This window comes from Janthinobacterium goodfellowi (assembly GCF_051380695.1).
GTDB lineage: Bacteria > Pseudomonadota > Gammaproteobacteria > Burkholderiales > Burkholderiaceae_D > Janthinobacterium.
In genome coordinates this window covers 253,576-275,907 of sequence record NZ_JBNYXN010000006.1, presented here as the reverse complement: position 1 = coordinate 275,907, position 22,332 = coordinate 253,576, and the positions used below count along the sequence as shown (strand labels likewise).

Genomic DNA, 22,332 nt, shown 5'->3' with positions numbered 1-22,332 from the left:
CCTCTCAGGCGACATTTTTTGGGTTACAGGAGTGGAGGATTCCTCTGAACGTGGCCGCGCTTTGCTGCTGAGCGCTCTTCCTTTTCGAACCGGCAATGCCTGATACGATGCATCAATCTGATCAAGATATTCGCAATCGCCTGCTGATTGCCCGCCTGCCGGCCATGCCGCAGATTCTCATCAAGCTGATCGCCCACCTGCAGGCCGACGATGCCGGCATGCCGGAGCTGGCTGCCCTGATCGCCAAGGATGCGGGCATGACCAGCAAGATCCTCGGCGTGGCCAACAGCTCGGCCTACCATCGCCAGAGCAAGGTCGTCAGCCTGGAGCAATCGCTCGTGTCGCTGGGCACGGACATGATCAAGACCCTGGTCATCAGCGAATCCGTCTTCCAGACCTTCAGCAGTTTTCCCCATTCCGGCAGCACGGATTTGCGCGCCTTCTGGAAAAGCTCGCTGTCGGCCGCCGTCATGGCGCGTGCGCTGGCCAAGGCCATGGCGTATCCGCACGTCGAGGAAGCGTATCTGGCGGGCTTGCTGCACAATGTGGGACGCCTGGCCTTGCTGGCCACGGCGCCAAAAGAATACGCGTTCAACTTCACGGCGCGCGACGATGCCGCCCTGTGCGCGGTGGAGCAGCGCACCTTGCAAATCACGCATGCCGAAGCGGGCGCCTGGCTGATCGAGCGCTGGCATCTCGATTCCTTCCTGGCCGACAGCGTGCTGTATCACCATGAACCGCTGGCGCGCCTGGAAGCGAGCCATCCCCTGATCCGCATCGTGCGCCTGGCGCACCTGCTGTGCTGCCATGCCGACGACGCGGACGAGGCCGAGTCCATCACGCAGGCGGCAAGCCTGTGCGCGCTGGACGTCGAGGTACTGGAAGACCTGGCCGGCAGCGTCGCGCGCCAGGTGGCGCAGGCCGCGCAGCACCTGGGCATCGACCTGGCCGGCGCGGACGATATCGCCACGCCGCCCGCCTATGCGCCGCCAGCCGTCGATCCGGTGCAGCAGCGCCTGTCCGACGAAGTACGCAACATGGTGCTGGTGTCGGAAGTGGGCCAGACCTTCGCCCGGCAACAGGGCGAGAGCAGCCTGCTGGAAGCCATCACGCGTTCGGCGCGCATCCTGTTCGATTTCGACACGGCCGTCATCCTGCTGCAAAACCCCACCGGTCATGCGCTGGTGGGCGTGGCGGCGGGCGAACATCAGCAGCGCCTGGCCGGTTTCTCGGTCCCGCTGGCCAAGGGCGGGCCCCTGGCCGCTTCGGCGCTGGAGTGTCAGCTGGCCTTTTTAAAACGCGACATGCCGGCGCTGGGCATCGTCGAGGAACAGCTGTTCCGCATTCTCGGTACCGACAGCCTGGTCTGCGTGCCTTTGGTGGCGGGCCAGCGCAGCCTGGGCGTGCTGATCGGCGGCGTGGCGGCCTGGCAGATTCCCGCCTGCCAGAAGCGCGAGGGTTTCCTGCGCGCCTATGCCAACCAGGCCGCCACGGCGCTGGAAGCGGCCATCAGCGCGCGCGGCCTGGCACGGCGCCAGCTCGATCACGTGGCCGAGGAATACCGTGCCGCGTCGCGCCGTGTCGTGCATGAAGTGAATAACCCGCTGTCCATCATCAAGAACTACCTGAGCGTGCTCGATCACAAGCTGGAGAAGCAGGAGCCGGTCACGGGCGAGATGGCTATCCTGAACGAGGAAATCGACAGGGTCGGCCAGTTGATCGGCGGCCTGGCCGATCTGCAGCCGGTGGCCGCCAGCGGCGTGACCGATTGCGCGCGCGTGGTCGACGACGTGCTGCGCCTGTTCCGCGCCACCGACTTCCTGCCGCCGAAGATCGAGGTGGTCACGCGCATGCAGGACGCGCCATGCGAGGTGGAGGCCGATGCCGACATGCTCAAGCAAATTCTGCTCAATCTGCTGAAAAACGCCGTCGAAGCCTTGCCCGATGGTGGGCGCATCGAAGTGGCGAACCGTGGCCACGTCAACCGCGACCGCCGCCTGTACCTGGAACTGTGCGTCAGCGACAATGGCGCCGGCCTGGCGCCGGACGTGCTGGCCAATCTGTTTTCTCCTGTGCGCAGCAGCAAGGAAGGGGCGCACCACGGCCTGGGCTTGTCCATCGTGCACGACCTGGTCACCCGCCTGCATGGCGTGATCGGCTGCCGCAGCAGCAAGTCCGGCACGTCGTTTGAAATCTTGCTGCCCATTCCCTTGCCGGCGAGCGCCGCAGCCGCGCTGCCCGCGCCCGGCAATACCGCCTTGTCTTCGTAACGTCCATGAACTCCTCCGCCATTCCCTTTGACCTGGAAAACAGTCCGCGCATCCTGCTGGTCGACGACGAGCCCCGTTTGCTCGCCTCTCTCCACGAATTGCTGAAGGACCGCGGCTACCAGCTGTACACGGCCACCTGCGGCAGCGAGGCGCTGGCGCAGCTGTCGAAACTGCGCTTCGACCTGATCCTGCTCGACTTGCGCCTGCCCGACATGAGCGGCCATGAAATCATGGACCACATCAACCGGCGCGGCATCGAGGGCGACGTGATCGTCATGAGCGGCGACGTCGGCATCGAGGCGGCCATCGGCGCCCTGAAACGCGGCGCCTACGATTACCTGCGCAAGCCGTACAGCCGCGAGGAGCTGCTCAAGACGGTGGAGAACGCGCTGCAAAAGCGCAAGCTGGCGCTGGAGAACGAGCGCATCGCGCTGCAGCTGGAAAACTCGGAAAAGATGTACCGCTACCTGGTCGACAGCTCGCCCGACATCATCTATACCCTGAACCACGAAGGCCGCATCACCTTCATCAACGACAGGGTGCACCAGTTGCTGGGCTTTAGCCGCGAAGAGCTGATCGGCAGCCACTATTCGATCCTCGTGCACGATGAAGACCAGGAGCGGGCGCGCTATGCCTTCAACGAGCGCCGCCTCGACGAGCGCGCTTCGCGCAATGTGGAACTGCGCCTGAAATGCCATAGCGGCAGCGGCAGCGACCGGACTTTCAGCAACACGCTGATGACGATTCCGCTCAATTCCATCGGCATGCACGGCCACGATCACGAAGCGAAAAAGCAGGAGTATTTCGGCACCTACGGCGTGGCGCGCGACATTACCGACCGCAAGCGTGCCGAGGAAGTCATCTCCTACCAGGCCTACCACGACATCCTGACCGACCTGCCGAACCGCATGCTGTTCAAGGACCGCCTGGGGCTGGCCGTGATCCAGGCGCGGCGCAAGCTGACGGAACTGGCCGTGATGTTCATCGACCTCGATCGTTTCAAGCTGGTCAACGATACCCTGGGCCACGTGAAGGGCGACGAGCTGCTGCAGCAGGTGGCGCTGCGCCTGAAGGATTGTTTGCGCCGCGGCGATACGCTGGCGCGCCAGGGCGGCGATGAATTCACCATCGTGCTGCCGGAACTGCGCGACCGCCAGGATGCGCGCCTGATCGCCGACAAATTCCTCGAATGCCTGCACCAGCCCTTCGACCTCGATGGCAACCAGGTGCATATTTCGGCGTCGATCGGCATCGCCATCTATCCGGGCGACGGCGAGACCATCGACGAGCTGCTGCGCCACGCCGACATCGCCATGTACCAGGTCAAGGCGCTGGGCAAGAACGGCCACAGTTTCTATCACGAGTCCATGCTCGACGTGTCGCACCAGAAGATCGCGCTCGAGCAAAGCCTGCGCAAGGCGCTGGAGCTGAATCAGCTGGAGATGTATTACCAGCCGCAGGTGGACGTGATGACGGGCCGCATCGTCGGCGCCGAAGGGCTGATGCGCTGGAACCACCCGCAGCGGGGCTTGCTGACGGCCGGCGAATTCCTGCCGTTCGCCGAGGAAAACGGCTTGATGCTGCCGATCTCGGACTGGATGCTGGGCGCCCTGTGCCGCGACCTGGTGCAGTGGAACGCGGCCGGTGGCGAGGCCGTGCGCCTGTCGCTCAATTTGTCGCCGCAATACCTGGACCGGGGCGACTTTTTCGAAAAGATGCGCGGCGCGCTGACGCGCTATGGCATCGCGCCGGAAAAGATCGAAGTGGAAATCACGGAAAACATCTGCATCCGCAACCCACAGTATGCGATCGAGCAGTTGAACAAGCTGTGCCAGCTGGGCGTGTCGGTGGCCATCGACGATTTCGGCACCGGCTATTCGTCGCTGTCGTACCTGCACCGCTTCCCCATCCACACCATCAAGATCGACCAGTCGTTCGTCAAGGAGATCCACGACGAGCACGGACACTATCCCGTCATCCTGGCCATCATCTCGATTGCGCGCGGCCTGGGCCTGCACCTGATCGCCGAGGGCGTGGAGACGGAAGGGCAGGCGCGCTACCTGCAGGACAAGGGCTGCACCACGATGCAGGGCTATCTGTACCACCGTCCCATATCGCTGGGCAGCTTCATCGGCGTGCTGCAGGAGCAGAACCGCCTGATCGCCGATGCCGCCCCCGCGCTGCCGCAGACGCTGGCCATCGAGGCTTGATCCATGTCGCTCGCCGATCCCCGTTACACGGCTGCGCATTACACGGCTGACTACCTGCGCCTGAAAGGCCTGGCCGAGAAGGGCAATGCGAACGCCCAGCACAGCCTGGGCTTCATGTACTTCAATGGCCAGGGCATCGAACAAAGCTATGCGCTGGCGCTGCACTGGTACGGCCTGGCTGCCGCGCAGGGACTCGAGCATGCGCAATACAACCTGGGCGTGATGTGCCAGAAGGGACAGGGCGTGCCGCAGGACTTCGCGCAGGCGGCGCACTGGTACCAGCAGGCGGCCGAGCAGGGCTACGCGGCGGCGCAGTACAACCTGGGCTGGCTGTATGCCAAGGGCCAGGGCATCGCGCAAGATAGCGGGCAAGCCATGCTGTGGTTCAGCCGCGCGGCGGAACAGGGCGACGCGGGCGCGCAGAATAATCTGGGCATGATGTATGACAATGGCAAGGGCGTGCCGCAGGATTTCGTGCAAGCCATCGCCTGGTACCGCAAGGCGGCCGAACAGGGCTATGCACGCGCGCAGTTCAACCTGGGCCTGCGCTACGACAATGGCCAGGGCGTGCGGCAGGACCGCCAGCAGGCGACGGCCTGGATGCGCAAGGCGGCCGAGCAGGGCTATGCGCCGGCCCAGTTCAACCTGGCGCTGCGCTATGAAAATGGCGACGTGCTGCCGCAGGACAGCCGGCAGGCGATCAGCTGGTACCGGCGTGCGGCCGAGCAGGGCCACGCCAGTTCGCAGTTCAATCTGGGCCTGATCTACGACAATGGCCAGGGCGTGCCCTGCGATAAACAGGCGGCGCTGGAATGGTATGTCAAGGCGGCGGGACTGGGCCATGCGGCGGCCCAGCACAACCTGGGCCTGCACCATGAGCATGGCGCGCAGGACTATGCCCGGGCGCAGGTGTTCTACCGCCAGGCGGCAGGGCAGGGTTTTCCCGCCGCGCAGTATCAGCTGGGACTCCTGTACGAGCATGGGCAGGGCATGCCTGCCGATGCGCAGGAAGCCATCTTCTGGTACCGCAAGGCGGCCGACCAGGGACATGTGCGGGCGCAGTTCGACCTGGGCCTGCGTTATGAACATGGCCAGGGCGTGCCGCAGGATCTGTCGCTGGCGCTGGAATGGTACCGCCGCGCCGCGGAGCAGGATTACGCGCCCGCGCAATACATGCAGGGCGTGTTGCACGACCGCGACGATGGTCCGGCGCCCGACAGCCAGCAGGCCTGCGCCTGCTATTGCCGCGCCGCCGCGCAGGGCCACAGCCTGGCCCAGTTCGCGCTGGGCCTGCGGCATGACAATGGCCAGGACGTACCGCAGGACTATGCCGCCGCCTGGGACTGGTATGCGCTGGCCGCGCGCCAGGGCCATGCGCGGGCACAAATGAATCTGGGCCTGATGGCCGCCAGCGGCCAGGGTAGCCCGCTCGATTTGCAGCAGGCGTATATCTGGCTGTCGATGGCGGCGGCGGCGGGCGTGGCCGGCGCGGAAAAATCGCTGCGCCAGACGGCGGCGCGCATGCGCGAAACGGATCTGGCGCGGGTGCGCGAACAGTTGGCGGTAATAGCAGGCTAAGCTGCGCCGCGCGCGTTAGCGTGCGCGGATACAACAGTCGGTGCTGTATAGTCCTTTCCCTTCGCCATCTGTGGCCCCCTTGTTTTCCCCTGGTGCAAAAAAATGCTGCAGTATTGGCGGTTTTGATGTGCTAAGGTGCCAGAAGAAGGTGGACTGTCTATTCTCTTAAAAAGGAAAACCATGCGCCTGAACCCTTTCCCTGGCCGTCCCGCCGCGATCCTGTGTGCGCTGGCGCTGCTGTCGTCCGGCGCAGGCACCGCCGGTCCCCTCGATGCCCTTAGCAATCAGGATGCCAGCAATGGCTTGAAAGCGGCGCTGGAAGCCGGCTCCGCTGCCGCCGTATCGAAACTGGGTGTCGAAAATGGTTTCCTGAACAACGATAAGGTCAAGATCAAGCTGCCCGGCATCCTGGAGCAAGCCAAACCCCTGCTGAAAATGACGGGCCGCGGCCAGCAGCTGGACGATCTGGTGGTGTCGATGAACCGTGCCGCCGAATCGGCCGTGCCAATGGCCAAGCCCTTGCTGCTCGATGCGGTCAAGTCGATGAGCGTGAGCGATGCGAAAAATATCCTCTCCGGTGGCGACACATCGGTGACGGACTTTTTCCGCCAGAAAACGTCAGTGCCCCTGGCCGTCAAGTTCCTGCCCATCGTGAAATCCGTCACCGACCGCTCCGGCCTGGCCGGCAAATACAACAGCACCATGAGCCAGATCGGCAAGACGGGACTGGTGCCGCAGCAGCAATCGACGGTGGAAGGCTACGTTACGGACCGTGCGCTTGATGGCCTGTACCTGATGATCGGCGAGGAAGAAAAAGCCATCCGCAGTAATCCGCTGGCCTATGGCAGCAAGATTATCGGTAAAGTGTTTGGCAGTTTGAAATAACTGTTCCAGCGTATCTCAGGAACGCTGGCGGCGTTTGCGCGGCATTGACAGGTGTGGCGTAAGGGAAACAAGTTAAGCATTTGCTACAAGAAAACAATGTTAAAATTCTGCGACATACATTGCTGAGGCATGGTTAAGCAACAATCAACTGCCCGGGAGTGCCCAGTTTTAGTGGCGAACTGATGCGTGGCATTGCTAAATGCCCGCCGGTTGGCCTTTTTTCGTTTTATTCACGTTTCCCCAAGCTCATTGATTTTCTGAATACATTGTCAGGAATTCCAGGTGCAGGATATTTTAGGTAGCCGGATTTGTTAAGCGTACTCAGAAAATCAATCAAATATACCTGGTGTGGCTGTCTGGTGCTTGGCGCGCCGTCGGTGATGGCCGCGACCCCGAATCATGGTGGTCAATCCGGCTATATCAATATGCCCAGCGCCGTGGTGGAAACGGACGGCACCTTCAGCGTCGGCTACAGCTACGACAGCCCGTATGGCCAGTTATGGGCCACGGCGAATATCCTGCCTTTCCTGCAAATGACAGGACGTTATGTGTCGATAACGGGTATTCCCGGTTTTACCAACGTGCCCGGCGAATATGGCAGCGGCTATGGCCGCTACAAGGATAAGGTCGTCGACGGTAAATTGCGCCTGTGGACGGAATCGGAGTGGATGCCGTCGGTCGCCGTCGGCATGACGGATCTGTTCGGTACCGAGCTGTTCAAGGGCCAATATGTGGTTGCCACCAAGACTTTTGGCGCCAGCAAAAATATCGAAGCGAGCCTAGGCTATGCCCATAAACGCCCGGACGGCGTGTTTGCCGGCGCGCGCTGGACTCCTGCCGCGCTGCCGCGCTGGTCGGTGGTGGCTGAATACGACACCACCAATTATCTGCGCGATTTCCGCGCCAGCGAAACGAATGCGGGCAAGCGCCGCAAGGGCGCTTCCGTGGGTCTGGAATACCGCTGGGGCTGGCTTGCCCTGCAAGCGGCCCGCAGCCGCGACCAGTTCAGCGTGAACGCCTTTGTCACTATTCCATTTGGCGAACGCGAGTTCATTCCCAAGGTGTACGAACCGCCGTTCTTCGTCGACGACAAGAATCCGCCACCGCTGCCGAGCAAGGAAGAATGGCACCGCGATCCCGTGTATGGCGCCGATCTGGTCAATGCCTTGGTAAAACAGGACTACAAGAATATTCGTGTCGAGCAAGAGGGCAATGTCCTCAGCCTGAGCCTGACCAACAGCCGGATCTCGAACATGGGCCGCGCCGTTGGCCGTGCCGCGCGCACCGCGGTCGCCTTCACGCCGAAGGGCGTGACGACCCTGCGCATCACGTATACCAAGCTGGACCAGCCAATCGCCACCTACGAATTCTTTGACTTGCCCAAACTGAATGACTATTTGGCAGGCAAGATCGACCGCAAGGCTTTCCTCGATGTCGTGTTGCTGCGCTATCCGGAGAAAAGCGATGTCATCCGGGACGATCAGCAAAGCTGGCTGCAGGAGTTCCTCGACAAGCCGGCGCCCGTCGTTGCCGCCGCACCTGTGCCTTCACCAGCACCTGCGCCCGCGCCGGTACTTGCCGTGGCTCCCGCGCTTGCCACCGCACCGGCGCCCGCCGTTTCCGCAGCTGCTCCCGCCAAGGCCGCCGATGTCCTCAAGGATGATGGCAAACTGGCCGTCGGTGTCGGCGTCGATGGCGATGTGGTGCAGATCAAATCGCTGGACCGGGAGGCGAACCGTTTCAAGATCGCTCCCAAGGTCGGCTTCTTCTTCAACGATCCGAGCGGCGCCTTCCGCTATTCGATTTCGGCGGTCGCCAACTATGACCGCCGCCTGGGCGACGGCTTGTATCTGAATACCGCCGCCAGCCTGCAGTTGCTGGAAACGGTATCGGGCGTCAAGCAGCCATCGAACAGCAACTTGCCGCATGTGCGTACCGATGTGGCGGAATACTTGCGCGGCGGGCGTTTTTCGCTGAGCCGCGTCTTGCTGAACAAATATGACAATCCGGCAGAGCGCGTGTATACCCGCATGTCGGCCGGTCTGTATGAAGACATGTTCCGCGGTGTGGGCGGCCAAGTGCTGTACCTGCCGAAGGATAGCCGCTGGGCGGCCGACGTGGCCGTTGATGCCTTGCAGCAGCGTGGATTCAAGGGCTTGCTCGATTCGCGCGACTACAAGACGGTGACGGCGATCGGCTCCCTGCATTACCGCTTGCCACACGACATTACCGTGACGGCACGCGCCGGCCGCTTCCTGGCCAAGGACACGGGCGTGCGCATGGAATTCAAGCGCCGTTTCCAGTCCGGCATCGAAGTCGGTGCCTGGTACACGCATACGAACGGCAACGACATCACCAGCCCGGGCACGCCATCGAAGCCCTACCAGGACCGCGGCATTTTCCTGTCCGTACCGTTGAACAGCATGCTGCCGATGGATACGCAATCGACGGCCGGCTTCGCCATCTCGCCATGGACGCGCGACGTGGGCCAGATGGTGGCTTCGCCTGGCGACCTGTATGACATGTTCGAGCGTCCGCGCGCCGACATGCACAGCTACGACGGCCTGGGCAATTTTGCCGAGCGCCCGGACGAACAGAGTTTGCCTGCCGTCAATCCGCCGGACCGGCCGTTTGTCAGCCCATGGCCCGCCATGCGCGCGCGCCTGGAGCAATCCGCCTCTGCTACGCCTAGCGTCCCTGAATGGCTCAAGGCGACGGCGGTGGTCGGAGGTGTAGTGGTGGCCTCCGCGCTGGCCGACAAACCCGTCGACCGTTTCGTCAAGAAGCACGAAGATTCCAAGGTCTACCGCAACTGGGACAAGCTGGGCAAAGCCATGCCCTACGCGGCAGTGGGCGCCGCTGCCGCTGCTTTCGCCTTGGGCGATGACCGCCTGCAAAACACGGGACTCATTTCCCTGCAATCGGTTGCCGCGGCAACGGGCGTGGCGGTGGTCGGCAAATATGCGTTTGGCCGCGCCCGCCCAGAGGAAGATCTCGGGGCGTGGAGCCGCGTCGGCAGCGGCAGTTCCCGTTCGAATTCCTCATTCCCTTCCGCGCATGCGGCGATCGGCTTTGCCGCCGTGACGCCATTTGCCAAGGAATACGACGCGCCATGGCTGTACAGCGTGGCTGCCGTCGGTTCCGCCGGCCGCGTGTTTGGCCGCAAGCACTGGGTATCGGACACGGTCGCTGGCGGCATCCTCGGTTACGCCATGGGCAGCTGGCTGTGGCACGCGCAGCGCGACCAGAGCAAATCGGGCCTGTCGATCAATCCCGGACCGAAAGAAATCAGCGTGACCTGGCAGGGCAAGTATTAAGTACAAATTAGGCACGGACGTCTTGAGACGCATTTTTACAAACATTATTTATTCAGACAAAGACCAGCATGAAAAAGCAATTTTGTACTCCCCAGCCTTTCGTGAAACACTTGATACTCTCAGCCTGCCTCGGAGCAAGTTCATCTTTTGCTGTAGCGCAAGAGTTGAATATCAGCGATCTGGCCAAGGCACAATCGTCTGAAAGCAGCAGTAGCAGCAGCAGCCTGCCGGCGATTCGCAGCCGCGCCGCCGAGTCGCGCCAGGCGCCGAACCCTGCTGTCAGTCGTCCCGCCAAGCGCGCGGCGGCTGACGTTGAAGTGGGACCGTTTCAAGCGTATGCCGCTGGCGTCACCGGTCAAAGTTTGCCTATTTTCGGCAAGGATCTGTTCAGCGACGTACCGTCAACGTTTGCGCCGTTCGATAGCGCCCAGGTGAATCAGGACTACGTCATCGGTACAGGCGACGAATTGCAGGTACGCGGATGGGGTATGGTCGATATTGACGTCAGCGCGACGGTTGACCGTAGCGGTGCGATTTTCATTCCCCGCGTCGGTTCCGTCAAGGTCAGTGGCGTTCAGTACAAGGATTTGCAAGGCTATCTGAAAAAGGCGGTCGGCAAGATCTATAATAATTTTGAACTGACCGCCAGCATTGCGCAGACGCGCGCCGTACAAGTGTACGTGGTTGGCCACGCGGTCCGTCCTGGCACCTATACTTTGAGTGCCATGAGTACCCTGCTCAATGCCCTGTTTACCTCGGGCGGCCCGGATGCCACCGGTAGCATGCGAAATATCCAGCTCAAGCGCGGTACACAAGTCATCAGTACCTTTGACTTGTATGACATGTTAACCAAAGGTGACAAGAGCAGCGACATGACCTTGCGCGACGGTGACGTGATTTATATTCCTGAAACGGGACCATTGGTGGCACTGACCGGCAATGTGAAGCAGCCCGCCATTTTCGAATTAAAAGGTAATGCCAACCTGGCGGATGTCCTGACCTGGGCAGGTGGCTTTGATTCGGCAGCTGAAACCAAGCAAGTCATTGTTGAGAAGAATGTCGACAATCAATACAAGACCGTGGTCGAACTGGTCGCGGACCGTGCGATCAGCAGCAGCCAGCTGGCCAGCATCCCGGTCAAGCCTACCGACGTGTTGCGTGTATTCGCACCAGGCGCCGTACCGGTACAAGCACAAATCCAGAATGAATATGTGCGCGTGGCCGGCGATGCCAAGCAAAGCGGGATTTTCTTGTTGAAAAAGGGCGAGACTTTGCGCGAGTTGATTGCTCGAGTGGGCGGTGCGAACGAAAACGGTTATTTGTATGCCACCCAGCTGAATCGGGAATCGGTACGCCGCCAGCAGCAAGCGAAATTGAATGAAGTGGCGGACCGTTTTGAGCGCGACCTGGAGTCCAACGCGACTCAACGCATGGCAGCGACTGCAGACAAGGAAAATGCGGCGAAAACCGCTGCCGAAGTGGAGCAACAGCGTCGCATCGTGCAGAAGCTGCGCGCCATCAAGGCAGAGGGCCGTATTGTGCTCGATTTGCCGGGCGTCGAAACACAGGTGAAAAACCTGCCGGATCTGCCGCTGCAGGACGGCGATAGCATTTTTATTCCCCGTCGCCCGGGCACTGTTGACGTGTTGGGTTCCGTTTTCCAGCAGAACGCTTTTGTGTATCGTCCACAACGTACCGTCAATGACTACGTGTTACAGGCTGGTGGTGTTACCTCGACGGCTGATAAATCGGAAATGTACGTGATTCGTGCAGATGGTACGGCAAAAAGTGGGCAGAGCAGTGGTTGGTTCAGTGGCATTGGTGGAAGCGCCTTAAACCCTGGTGATACTGTTGTCGTGCCGGAAAAGATCGACCGCAGTACCTTCATGCAGAGCCTGAAGGAATGGACTTCGATTTTCTATCAGTTTGGTCTGGGTGCGGCTGGTTTGAAAGTCTTGAAGGACTAACACGGCATCTCACCAGAAAAGCATGAAACCATACTCAATTTGAAAGCGAACGATGTCCGAGCATGTAGAAATTCAGAAGAAACAATATTCAGTCGAACAGGCGGAAGAGGAAGGAATTCATTTACTCGACGTATTCGCCGCCCTAGCGCGCCAACGCAAGATCATCATCATATTGCCGCTAATAATAGGAGCGCTAGCGCTGACGGCAAGCTTGTTGATGACGCCGAAGTATGTCAGCACCGCCGTCATCATGCCGCCGCAACAGCAGAGTTCCTCCGTTTCTGCGATGTTGGGGCAACTTGGCGGGTTGGCCGGGGCCGCAGGCAGTATCGCCGGATTGAAAAATCCGAATGATTTATATGTGGGGATGCTGCAGAGCCGGACGATTGCGGACAATCTGATTGAAAAGTTCAAGTTGAAAGAACGGTTCAAAAAGGAAACTTTGGACGAAACACGCGGAAAGTTGGAAAAAGTTCGTTCCTTATCCAATGGTAAAGATGGCTTGATCGGCATCTCGATCGAAGACACTGATCCGAAATTTGCGGCAGAGTTGGCAAATGCCTATGTGACTGAACTCGCGGCGTTGACCAAGGGCCTGGCGATCACGGAAGCAGCAAGACGGCGGGTATTTTTTGAAAAGCAGCTCAAAGCCGCGAAAGATGAATTGGCAAATGCTGAAGTCGCCATGCGCAAAATGCAGGAAACGACGGGCATGTTACAACTGGAGGGCCAGGTCAAGGGCATTATCGCCAATGAGGCGCAACTGCAGGGCACTATTGCGGCGAAAACTGTTCAGCTTCAATCGATGCGCAGTTTTGCTACGGCGAGCAACCCCGAATATCTGCGTTTGCAAGAAGAACTGCGTGGCCTGCAAGGCCAGCTGGAAAAGCAGCAGAATGGTCAGGGACGTGCTGGCGATGTCATGATTCCAAGCGGTAAGATTCCTGCGGCGGGTGTTGAATATATCCGCACCCTGCGCGACGTTAAATATTATGAAACCATCTTTGAATTGCTGGCAAAACAATATGAGCTGGCGAAAATTGATGAGGCCAAGGATTCCTCAATGATTCAGCAACTTGATCTAGCGGTGCCGGCGGAGAAAAGAACGAAACCGAAACCACTGATGATGACCATAGTTGGTGTCATCGGCGGAGGCGTGTTGGCGATTTTTATCGCCTTGCTGCGTGATGCTTATCTTGCTTCGCGACGTAACCCTGAAAAAAACCGGAGATGGATAGCTTTGCGCACTGCTTGGAAGCAATAGATATCTATTGTTGAAAAATTTCTACTGAGTATATTGTCATTGGCGTATGAGTGTTGCTGTTGTCATTTCTTGGTTTTTAAAAATAAATATTAATTAAATTAAAAATGGCAGCTGCATCACTTCGTAATCTATTCTTAAAGAACGCCGTTGCGAATGTAATAGGGGGTGCCGGTTCCGCATTGTTTAACCTGTTGTTGCCAGCTTTGGTCGTCAGGTATCTGGGGAAGATGGAATTTTCTGTATGGACGCTTGCATTGCAAATCCTGTTATATCTTCAGATATTTGGATTTGGCTTGCAGACGGCGATGACAAAATTTATAGCTCATGCCAGCGAAAAAAATGATTTGGATGACCAAAAGAAAACTATACGAGCTGGCATTGCTTTAGTTACTTATTTTTCCATCTTGGCAATATTGGTGGTTTTGGCATTGGTGATTTTTTATCCATTTTTGTTCTCGAATATCCCAAGTAATCTCGTAGCTGAATTTCGTATATGTATTGGCTTGCTGGGGTTATCAGCGGCTTGGCAGTTATTTGCCCTTGTGCCAAATGGAATGTTTGTTGGATTGCATCGAAATATCATTCCTGTCGTTTGCATATTGTCAGTACGTATGCTTAGCTTGCTTTCACTCTGGTTGGTACTTAAAAATGATGGTGGGCTACTGGCGCTGTCAATTACTTTAGCATGTTGTGGCGCTTTACTTGTGCCTGCCAGTTATTTGTGCGCCAGGAAATGGGCGTCTAGCTTGATAAAAAAGCTAGGGCATCTTGATCGTGCCCGTCTACGTCAAATTTTTAATTATTGCGCCAGCCTCGCCGTTTGGAACCTAGCAATGTTGTTTGTAAATGGCGTCGATATGATCGTTGTGGGCCATTTTGATTTTGAGAAGGTCGCCGCATATTCATTGGCAATCACATCGATCACTGTCTTGGTTGGCGTGTTACAGGCCATCCTAAATCCATTGGTCGCGATAGGCTCTGCAACCTATGCAAATCCGGACAAGCTTGGGAAGTTGCCAAAAATACTCGTCATGTCGAGCCTCTCTTGTGCTTTTTTCCTGATTGTCGTCACTGCACTATTTTTTGTGCTCGGAAAATATGCTTTAGGTCTATGGATAAGCCAAGAATATGTATCTGATGTTTATTCATTTTTGTTGATTTTATTGATTGCTCATTCTGTTAGAAATATAATGATGCCTTTTTCTATTTTGCTTGTGGCAATCGCTGAGCATAAAAAAGCATTAGTTCCAGCATTGACTGAAGGGGGCGTAAATTTACTTTTTAGTCTGTTGCTGGCAAGTAAAATGGGAGCGCATGGCGTTGCTTATGCTACATTGATTGGGGCATTAGCGGGGGTTTTTGCAAGCTTCATTCTTGTCGTTAAAAATACCACGGTTCTCACTGTATCCAGGTCATTTTTCATGAGCCGAATTCTGGCTCTCCCGTTAATATTTTTGACTATTTTGTTGTTTTTTTCATTTAAAATAAACTATGGGAATTATTAGAATACTAAAAAATTTGGCAAAGGCTATTCTTTACCGGCCAAAAGTTGCGTCCCTTGGAAAAAACTCCGCTATATTTTTACCTCGCTGGATTCATAACCCATCAAACATTGTAATTGGTGATAATACAAAAATTGGCCGATTTTCTGTGTTGCATCCTGTGGTGCAGTACCAAGGGCAAGTTCTCAATTCAAAAATAGAGATTGGGAATGATGTTTATGTTGGCGGCTATAATCAGATCCATTGTATGCAATCTATTGTGATTGAAGATGGTTGTGTTCTTAGTGAGCATGTTTATATTTCAGATATCGCTCATGGACTTGATCCTGAAGCCGGTCTGATAATGGAGCAAGATCTGGAGTGCAAAGGCCCAGTTCATATTGGTGCTTATACTTTTATCGGTTATGGAGTCTCTATACTCCCCAATGTGAAGCTAGGAAAGCACTGTATCGTTGGAACCCGATCAGTAGTTACGCACTCTTTCCCAGATTATTCCATGATTGCTGGAAGCCCCGCAAAATTATTGAAAAAGTATTGTTTGGAAACTAAAAAATGGATCAAAGTATGAAAATTTTAATTACCGGTGGTGCTGGTTTTATTGGATCTAACCTGGCTTTGCATCTCAAAAGCTTGGGACATGATGTAACTATTCTTGATACGCTGTCTCCGCAAATTCACGGAGATAATCCAGCTGAAACCTCGCCTTTGTATCGCAGCATCAAGGACACTACCAATTTCGTATTGGGTTCGGTCACTGATGTCGCTGCCTGGGAAGCGGTTCTGCCTGGCCAGGACGCCATCGTGCACCTGGCAGCTGAGACAGGTACCGGGCAGTCCATGTATGAGATCAAGCGCTATGTCGACGTCAATATCGGTGGCACTGGCATCATGCTTGACTTGCTGGCCAACGGAAAATACCAGGTCAAGAAAGTCGTGGTCGCATCTTCGCGTTCGATCTATGGCGAAGGCAAATATCGTTCGGAAGCGCTGGGCATCATCTATCCGGGCGCACGCAAGGATGCCGACATGCAGGCTGGCCGCTTCGAGCCGCTGTGTCCACAGACTGGTGCGCCACTGACGTTGCTGGCCACCGATGAAGACTCGAAAATTCACCCTTCCTCGGTATATGGTATTACCAAACAAAACCAGGAACAGATGGTAATGACGGTATGCAGTTCGCTGGGTATCGGCGCTACCGCACTGCGCTATCAAAACGTGTATGGCCCTGGGCAGTCGCTGAGCAATCCATATACCGGCATCCTGTCGATCTTCTCGACCCGCATCAAAAATGGCAATGGCCTGAGCATCTTCGAAGATGGCAAGGAAAGCCGCGACTTCGTGTTTATCGACGATATCGTTGCTGCAACGACCCTGGCCCTGACAAAAGAAGAAGCGAATGGTGAAGTGTTTGGTATCGGCGCTGGCGTTGCAACTGATGTCCTGACGGTCGCGCAAACCCTGGTCCAGCACTATGGCATCGAAGTGCCGATCAAGGTTACGGGCGCTTACCGCCTGGGCGATATCCGCCACAACTATGCGGATCTGAGCAAGTCGAATCGTCTGCTGGGCTTCCAACCTAAAGTAAGCTTCAGCGAAGGTATTGCGCGTTTTACTGCATGGGTTAACGAACAGGCTGTACAGGCCGACTCCTACGATGCCAGTATCGCTGAAATGAAGCAACGGGGATTGTACAAATGACGGCCAAGGTCGGCCTGGTAACTGTACTGTTCAATAGTGCGCCGGTCTTGCCAGGATTTTTCGAAAGCCTGTCCAAACAGAGCTTCAACGACTATTGGCTGTTCATCATCGACAATAGCATCGATGAGCTTTCGTACGCGGCGGCAGAAGAGGGCATTGCAAAATACGGTATCAAGAACGTAACCTTGATACGCAATGCCAGCAACGTGGGTGTCGCGACCGGCAACAACCAGGGCATCAAGCTGTCGCTGGAGATGGGCTGCGAATATGTATTGTTATTAAATAACGATATCGAATTCAAGGATACCGGCTTGCTGAACAAGATGCTGACGCTGGCAGATCAGCGCCAGGAAAAACTGATCGTTCCCAAGATCTATTTCTTTGACTCGGGAAAAATCTGGTGCGCCGGCGGAAAAATCAATCCGTGGACCGGGACGACCCTGCATACGGGCGAAGGCGATGTGGATAAGGGGCAGTTCGATGTGGCCGGCTACACGAATTATGCGCCAACCTGTTTCATGCTGATTCACCGTTCCGTCTTCGATGCGATCGGCGTCATGGATGATAAATATTTTGTTTATCATGACGATACGGATTTTGTCTGGCGTTCCAATTTGGCCAAATTCAGGATTTATTATTGGCCTGAAGGCGAGGTCTGGCACAAGGTAAGTAGCAGCACGGGTGGATCTGCATCGCCTTTCTCCATTTATTATGGCGAAAGGAATCGTATTTATTTTATCAGAAAAAATTTCGGTGCCTTGGCAAAACTGGTGGCTTTCTCTTATTACTTTGCCACTCGTCCATTGAAATGGAAGTTATTTTCAAAAAAATTAAGAGTGCCATTTTTCAAGGGCGTTCTTGATGGTTTGAAAATGTAATTTCACTTTTTCTGATTCAGGTAAAGAGGCAGGGTTTGTCAAAAATAATTTTCTTGTTGGCGTTTTTCTCAGTATTCCAAGGCATGGTGTTGCCTGGAACCGAGCAATTCGGTGTATCGCCATTTTTGTTGGTGCAAATCCTGCTTTTTGTATATGTTATTCTTTACTGGGGTAAATATGATTTTGTTATCCCAAAAAAATGGAATGGATTTGTTTTTTGGTTTTCTGCATTTGCAGTTGTATCAATTGTTTCTGCCTTTATTCTTCCGATGGCATTCTCAGGAACGCACGTTTATACTCCAAAAGGTGGAGTGGATGAGCAATACATGTCGCCTGGAATCCTTGTTCCATCGGCATCTAATATCGCCCAAGCGGTCTATTTATTGCTGTATTGGGTAAGCATACTTTTCTTTGTAATGCGCAAGGATAGAAATATCCTGGATGCCACATCCAAGGCTTATTTCATATCTGGAATTATCGTCTGTTTTTTCTCATATTATCAATTGGTAAGTATATTGTTTGGTATATATTATCCTACGGAATACTTGCTAAATAATGCGACCTTTGGTATTGCCACTGATGCCACATTTGCTTTTTTGCCAAGGATTAATTCAACTTTTACTGAGCCGTCATTCTATGCCATGTTTATGGCCAGTTTTGTCGCTTGGACATATATTCAGTTTATTAATGCTGAAAAGGGTAAAATATCCCGTTATTGGATGGTATTGTTAGTTGTGTCGCTTTTTTCTTTGCTTATTTCGGCTTCAAGTACTGGTTTCGTCGCACTCATACTATTTTTTATCATGCACTCTTTTAGTGCCATGTACTATCGAACTGGTGGTGTCAAGGGACGAAAGATATTCCTGACAATATTTTCTTTTCTTGCGGCGATAGTCTTTCTTTATGTCCTTGTTCCTGGTGTCGATATTATTCTGGATGCCGTGATTTTTGATAAAGGTGCTTCTGATTCATCATTGCATCGCCTTGCAGCAGATCGCTATGCATTTACTGTGTTGAGTGAAACCAATTTTTTGGGAGCCGGTCTTGGAAGTAATCGTCCTTCCAGTTTTGTTGCTTTCCTGTTTTCGAATATAGGAGTGCTTGGAACGTTCTGCATCGCGATTGCAGCGGGATTATTGCTTTTGCATAGCCTGCGAGGAGCTAGACTCGAGGCGGCTGAACGGCGTGATTTAATCGCTTGTGAAGCATCAGGCTGGGCACTTTTGGTGATGCTTATCGCTAAAACATTGGCCGGGCCGGACTTGAGCTTCCCGCCCATGTGGATATTAATCGGTTATTTTATTTTATCAATCAGGCAGCTTGAACTTAAAAATGACTCGTACATGGTCAAGAAATGATGTCAGAATTTTCGAGCAATTGGCTAATGGTGTAGAAGAAAAATTTCCTGCGTCTTGAAGAAATATTATTTAAATAAAATGAATTCATTAAAAAAAGACGCGCCCTTGCATCAGAATAACTTTGACTTGCTGCGCTTGATATTCGCAAGTATGGTGGTTTTTTTTCATATCGCTATTTTGTCGCAGGTGCCTGGCTTTGCATGGATGACGCAACATATCTCATCTCTATTTGCCGTGCAGGCATTTTTCATTGTCAGTGGCTATCTGGTGACAATGAGCTATGAAAAATCACGATCATTGGGTGACTACTGGAAAAAGAGGATGCTACGGATTGCCCCTGCATATGTCTTTGTCGTGGTGGGTGCGGCGGTACTTTTGTCCCTGCTTTCGACGTTGCCCTTTGCGGAATATTTCTCAAGTAAAGATTTTTGGCGATATATTGCGTTTAACCTGGCATTGGCCAATTTTAATGCTCCGAGTCTGCCAGGGGTTTTTTTAGGGCAGTATGAATCTGCTGTGAATGTTTCTTTATGGACAATCAAGATTGAGGTTTTATTCTATGCCTGCGTACCGGTAATCGTATGGGCTGTACGTAAATGGGGATACAATAAAATTCTTGGTTTGGTGTTTTTTCTGTCTTTGGCTTGGAAGGTTGGATTTTTTGTCCAAGGAACAGCTACCGGTACGGAATTCTATTTTAAGATGGCAAAGCAGTTGCCCGGCCAGTTGTGCTTCTTTGCCGGTGGTGCGTGGTGCTTCTATAAAACGCGTGAAGGTTTTAGGCCACCGGCATGGATGGCGGTGGCTGGTATTCTGTTGTATTACATTCCAGACGGCTGGTTGTTTGAAATGCTTTCTCCAATAGCAGTGACGATGTTGGTGAGCTGGGCCGCGATCTCAATGCCACGCCTTGGTAATGTTGGGAAGCATGGTGATTTTTCTTTCGGTATTTATTTGTTTCATGCACCGATCGCTCAGGTTTTTATTAGTCTGGGTCTTTTCTCTGTCTATCCAGTACGTGCCATGATCGCTGCCATTTTATGCATCGTCTTATTGGCACTTTTTTCGTGGAATTATATCGAGCAACCGTTTTTACGTCATCGCAAGCAGATTCCAAAGCCAGCTTTGGCATAAGGTGCCTGCTGCCGCCGCATGAAAATTTCAGAAGTAGTTCTTGACCCGGGTGTTGACATGACCTGTCCACCGACATTTGTAAATAAGAGATGGTAATGTCAGCGCAAAGTCCAAGTTGTTTAATAATTGCCCCTGATTTTTTTGGTTATGCCAAAGAGATTCAGGCTTGCCTCGCACGACGTGGCGTTTCCGCCATATGGTTTGATGACCGGCCCGCCAATGATACCTTGACGAAGATACTGATCAGGATCTCACCGAGCCTGCAAAGCGGCAAGGCTGAGCGTTATTTTGATGACGTGATACGCCAGGTAGCGCAGCATTCGATTACTGAAGTGCTGGTCATCAAAGGCCAGGCGCTGTCCTGCGCGGCAATCCAAAGGATGAAGGCAGCGTTCCCACAAGCGCGATTCACCTTGTATTTCTGGGACAGCTACAAGAACATGTCGTCCGACAGCCCGGGAAAAGTACAGTTCTTTGACCGCGCTTTCACGTTCGACCCGGTCGATGCAGAGAATGATCCACGCCTTGAGTACCGGCCGCTGTTTTATCTTGATGAATATGCGCGACTGCCAGCCGTGGAGAAAGATATCGATCTGTTCTTTTTCGGTACCGTTCACTCGGATCGCTACAAGGTGATGACGCACCTAGAGCGAGCCCTGCCTCCGGGCGTGCGGGTAAAGAAGATTCTGTACTTCAATTCGCGACTGGTGTACTGGGCACGGCGCGTGTTTGATCCGTCCTTCTGGGGTGCAAAGAAATCCGAGTTCGTTTTCAAGCCGGTGGCCAAAGCCGAGTTGCGTGCCTTGCTGGCGCGCTCGCGCGCCGTGATCGATATCGAACGGCCGATTCAGTCCGGCCTGACCATGCGTACCCTGGAAACCGTCGGTGCCCATAAGAAACTGATCACCACCAACCCCTTTGCGCAACGCGCGGATATTTACCGGCCCAGTAACGTGCTGGTGATTGAGCGTGCAGGCATGAAGGTGTCCAAGGAATTTTTTGACACGGAGTTTGAGCCGCTGGGTGAAAAAATCGAGCAAAAATATAGCCTGGATGGCTGGCTCGATGAAGTTTTGCCCTCGTCATGCACCACCGTGATGCAACGTGGTGATGCCGCGTCTGCAGCTTGATTTAGAAATGGTTCAGATACATGATTTTTATTAATGCGCGTTTCCTTACTCAATCGATCACCGGGGTGCAGCGCTACGCCCTTGAAATTAGCCGCATTCTGAAAAAGATCGATCCGTCGATCCGCTTCGTGGCACCGGCCAATATCAAGCATCCGGAACTGGCCAAGGAACTGGGTGTGGAAGTGGTCGGTCGGTTGACTGGTCACTTGTGGGAGCAGATCGAGTTGCCACGTTTCTTGAAAAATAATGGTTCCCCATTGCTTTTGTCACTGGCTACCACCGCGCCGATTTTCTACGCGCGCAAGATCGTTACCGTGCATGACTTGGCATTCATCCATTTCCCTGACGCTGTTTCATGGAAATTCCGCCTTTATTATAATTTCCTGATTCCGCGCGTATTGCGTTCTTCCCTGCACGTCACCACGGTGAGTAATTTCAGCAAGGAAGATATTTGCAGTACTTATCAGATCAAGCCGGACCATTTGACGGTTGTCTATAACGCCTCTTCGTCCATATTCCACGCTGATAATGCTGCTTTGGCTAAGGAAAAAACCATCATTGCTGTTGGTTCCATCCAGCCCTATAAAAATATCGAGACCTTGGTCAAGGCCTTCGACCTGTTCAAGCAGCGCGGCGGCTCGGAGTATGTGCTGAAGCTGATCGGCGGCTGGAACAAGAGCGTCTTCAAGGCAACTACGCTGGCGCAGATGCTGGAAGGGCGCAGCGATGTCCAACTGACGGGCTATGTTGCCGATGCAGATCTGTTCAAGATGTACGGTTCCGCCACCTGCTATGTATTTCCTTCGCGCTTTGAAGGTTTTGGTATCCCGCCTCTGGAAGCCATGGCGTGCGCTTGTCCGGTCATCGCATCGACTGCCGCCAGCATTCCCGAAGTCTGCCTGGATGCTGCACTGTATTGCGATCCTGACAGCGCCGAGGACATGGCGGAGAAGATGCTGCAACTGGTAAACGACAAGGCGCTGCAGGACGAGTTGGTCAGAAAAGGCGCCGAGAATATCAAGCGCTTCAGCTGGGAGAAATCCGGGCAGGCCATGTTTGACATCATCAAGAAATATCAATAACAGGCGGCAGTGTGGCTATTGACAGATACTGAATGACCACCTGGTCCATACATCTCGCC

Annotated in this window: 15 protein-coding genes; all 15 read left to right on the top strand. The window is 54.6% G+C overall.

Annotation, left to right across the window (positions count from 1 at the left end; genetic code table 11):
* Positions 1–107: 107 nt before the first annotated feature.
* The 15 genes from ACQ4WQ_RS22420 to ACQ4WQ_RS22350 all read left to right on the top strand — a co-directional run bounded on the left by ACQ4WQ_RS22420 (position 108) and on the right by ACQ4WQ_RS22350 (position 22,273).
* Positions 108–2,270: an HDOD domain-containing protein gene (locus ACQ4WQ_RS22420; protein WP_326459797.1), complete on the top strand. Its 2,163-nt coding sequence runs from the start codon at positions 108–110 to the stop codon at positions 2,268–2,270.
* A gap of 5 nt (positions 2,271–2,275) precedes the next feature.
* Positions 2,276–4,480, top strand: coding sequence for an EAL domain-containing response regulator (locus ACQ4WQ_RS22415; RefSeq protein ID WP_326459796.1), 2,205 nt, complete (start codon positions 2,276–2,278; stop codon positions 4,478–4,480).
* Positions 4,481–4,483: 3 nt separating this feature from the next.
* Positions 4,484–6,058 carry an SEL1-like repeat protein gene (locus ACQ4WQ_RS22410; protein ID WP_436500103.1) on the top strand — a complete coding sequence of 525 codons (1,575 nt, stop codon included), beginning with the start codon at positions 4,484–4,486 and terminating at the stop codon, positions 6,056–6,058.
* Between the two features lie 180 nt (positions 6,059–6,238).
* Positions 6,239–6,943 carry a DUF4197 domain-containing protein gene (locus tag ACQ4WQ_RS22405; protein ID WP_436500102.1) on the top strand — a complete coding sequence of 235 codons (705 nt, stop codon included), beginning with the start codon at positions 6,239–6,241 and terminating at the stop codon, positions 6,941–6,943.
* Positions 6,944–7,368: 425 nt separating this feature from the next.
* Positions 7,369–10,260 carry a YjbH domain-containing protein gene (locus ACQ4WQ_RS22400; protein ID WP_436500100.1) on the top strand — a complete coding sequence of 964 codons (2,892 nt, stop codon included), beginning with the start codon at positions 7,369–7,371 and terminating at the stop codon, positions 10,258–10,260.
* Between the two features lie 68 nt (positions 10,261–10,328).
* Positions 10,329–12,227: an SLBB domain-containing protein gene (locus ACQ4WQ_RS22395; RefSeq protein ID WP_436500098.1), complete on the top strand. Its 1,899-nt coding sequence runs from the start codon at positions 10,329–10,331 to the stop codon at positions 12,225–12,227.
* 52 nt (positions 12,228–12,279) lie between these two features.
* On the top strand, positions 12,280–13,491 hold the full coding sequence (locus tag ACQ4WQ_RS22390) for a GumC family protein (RefSeq protein WP_436500096.1): 1,212 nt from the start codon (positions 12,280–12,282) through the stop codon (positions 13,489–13,491).
* A 104-nt stretch (positions 13,492–13,595) separates the two neighbouring features.
* Entirely contained in the window at positions 13,596–14,996 is a 1,401-nt protein-coding gene (locus ACQ4WQ_RS22385; protein ID WP_436500094.1) for an MATE family efflux transporter, read from the top strand.
* Positions 14,983–15,561, top strand: coding sequence for an acyltransferase (locus tag ACQ4WQ_RS22380; RefSeq protein ID WP_436500092.1), 579 nt, complete (start codon positions 14,983–14,985; stop codon positions 15,559–15,561). Before ACQ4WQ_RS22385 ends, ACQ4WQ_RS22380 begins: the two co-directional genes overlap by 14 nt.
* Entirely contained in the window at positions 15,546–16,691 is a 1,146-nt protein-coding gene (locus tag ACQ4WQ_RS22375; protein WP_436500090.1) for an NAD-dependent epimerase/dehydratase family protein, read from the top strand. The genes ACQ4WQ_RS22380 and ACQ4WQ_RS22375 overlap by 16 nt, the downstream gene beginning before the upstream one ends.
* Positions 16,688–17,569 (top strand): glycosyltransferase family 2 protein, encoded by an 882-nt coding sequence (locus tag ACQ4WQ_RS22370; protein WP_436500088.1) that lies wholly within the window; start codon positions 16,688–16,690, stop codon positions 17,567–17,569. The genes ACQ4WQ_RS22375 and ACQ4WQ_RS22370 overlap by 4 nt, the downstream gene beginning before the upstream one ends.
* 35 nt (positions 17,570–17,604) lie before the next feature.
* The gene (locus ACQ4WQ_RS22365) at positions 17,605–18,927 is read left to right on the top strand and encodes a hypothetical protein (protein WP_436500086.1); all 1,323 of its coding nucleotides are present in this window, start codon (positions 17,605–17,607) and stop codon (positions 18,925–18,927) included.
* A 54-nt stretch (positions 18,928–18,981) separates the two neighbouring features.
* Complete coding sequence (locus ACQ4WQ_RS22360) at positions 18,982–20,061, top strand: acyltransferase family protein (protein ID WP_436500084.1); 1,080 nt, start codon at positions 18,982–18,984, stop codon at positions 20,059–20,061.
* 95 nt (positions 20,062–20,156) lie between these two features.
* Positions 20,157–21,191, top strand: a complete 1,035-nt coding sequence (locus ACQ4WQ_RS22355) for a WaaS/CpsH family glycosyltransferase (RefSeq protein WP_436500082.1) — start codon at positions 20,157–20,159, stop codon at positions 21,189–21,191.
* 20 nt (positions 21,192–21,211) lie between these two features.
* A complete protein-coding gene (locus ACQ4WQ_RS22350) occupies positions 21,212–22,273 on the top strand; it encodes a glycosyltransferase family 4 protein (protein ID WP_436500080.1) in 1,062 nt (353 codons plus the stop codon).
* Positions 22,274–22,332: the final 59 nt, after the last annotated feature.

Excerpts from the sequence above, each read along its gene's own strand:
- ACQ4WQ_RS22420 (WP_326459797.1), top strand. The coding sequence starts at position 108 with ATGCATCAATCTGATCAAGATATTCGCAATCGCCTGCTGATTGCCCGC.
- ACQ4WQ_RS22415 (WP_326459796.1), top strand. The coding sequence starts at position 2,276 with ATGAACTCCTCCGCCATTCCCTTTGACCTGGAAAACAGTCCGCGCATC.
- ACQ4WQ_RS22410 (WP_436500103.1), top strand. The coding sequence starts at position 4,484 with ATGTCGCTCGCCGATCCCCGTTACACGGCTGCGCATTACACGGCTGAC.
- ACQ4WQ_RS22405 (WP_436500102.1), top strand. The coding sequence starts at position 6,239 with ATGCGCCTGAACCCTTTCCCTGGCCGTCCCGCCGCGATCCTGTGTGCG.
- ACQ4WQ_RS22400 (WP_436500100.1), top strand. The coding sequence starts at position 7,369 with ATGCCCAGCGCCGTGGTGGAAACGGACGGCACCTTCAGCGTCGGCTAC.
- ACQ4WQ_RS22395 (WP_436500098.1), top strand. The coding sequence starts at position 10,329 with ATGAAAAAGCAATTTTGTACTCCCCAGCCTTTCGTGAAACACTTGATA.
- ACQ4WQ_RS22390 (WP_436500096.1), top strand. The coding sequence starts at position 12,280 with ATGTCCGAGCATGTAGAAATTCAGAAGAAACAATATTCAGTCGAACAG.
- ACQ4WQ_RS22385 (WP_436500094.1), top strand. The coding sequence starts at position 13,596 with ATGGCAGCTGCATCACTTCGTAATCTATTCTTAAAGAACGCCGTTGCG.
- ACQ4WQ_RS22380 (WP_436500092.1), top strand. The coding sequence starts at position 14,983 with ATGGGAATTATTAGAATACTAAAAAATTTGGCAAAGGCTATTCTTTAC.
- ACQ4WQ_RS22375 (WP_436500090.1), top strand. The coding sequence starts at position 15,546 with ATGGATCAAAGTATGAAAATTTTAATTACCGGTGGTGCTGGTTTTATT.
- ACQ4WQ_RS22370 (WP_436500088.1), top strand. The coding sequence starts at position 16,688 with ATGACGGCCAAGGTCGGCCTGGTAACTGTACTGTTCAATAGTGCGCCG.
- ACQ4WQ_RS22355 (WP_436500082.1), top strand. The coding sequence starts at position 20,157 with ATGTCAGCGCAAAGTCCAAGTTGTTTAATAATTGCCCCTGATTTTTTT.
- ACQ4WQ_RS22350 (WP_436500080.1), top strand. The coding sequence starts at position 21,212 with ATGATTTTTATTAATGCGCGTTTCCTTACTCAATCGATCACCGGGGTG.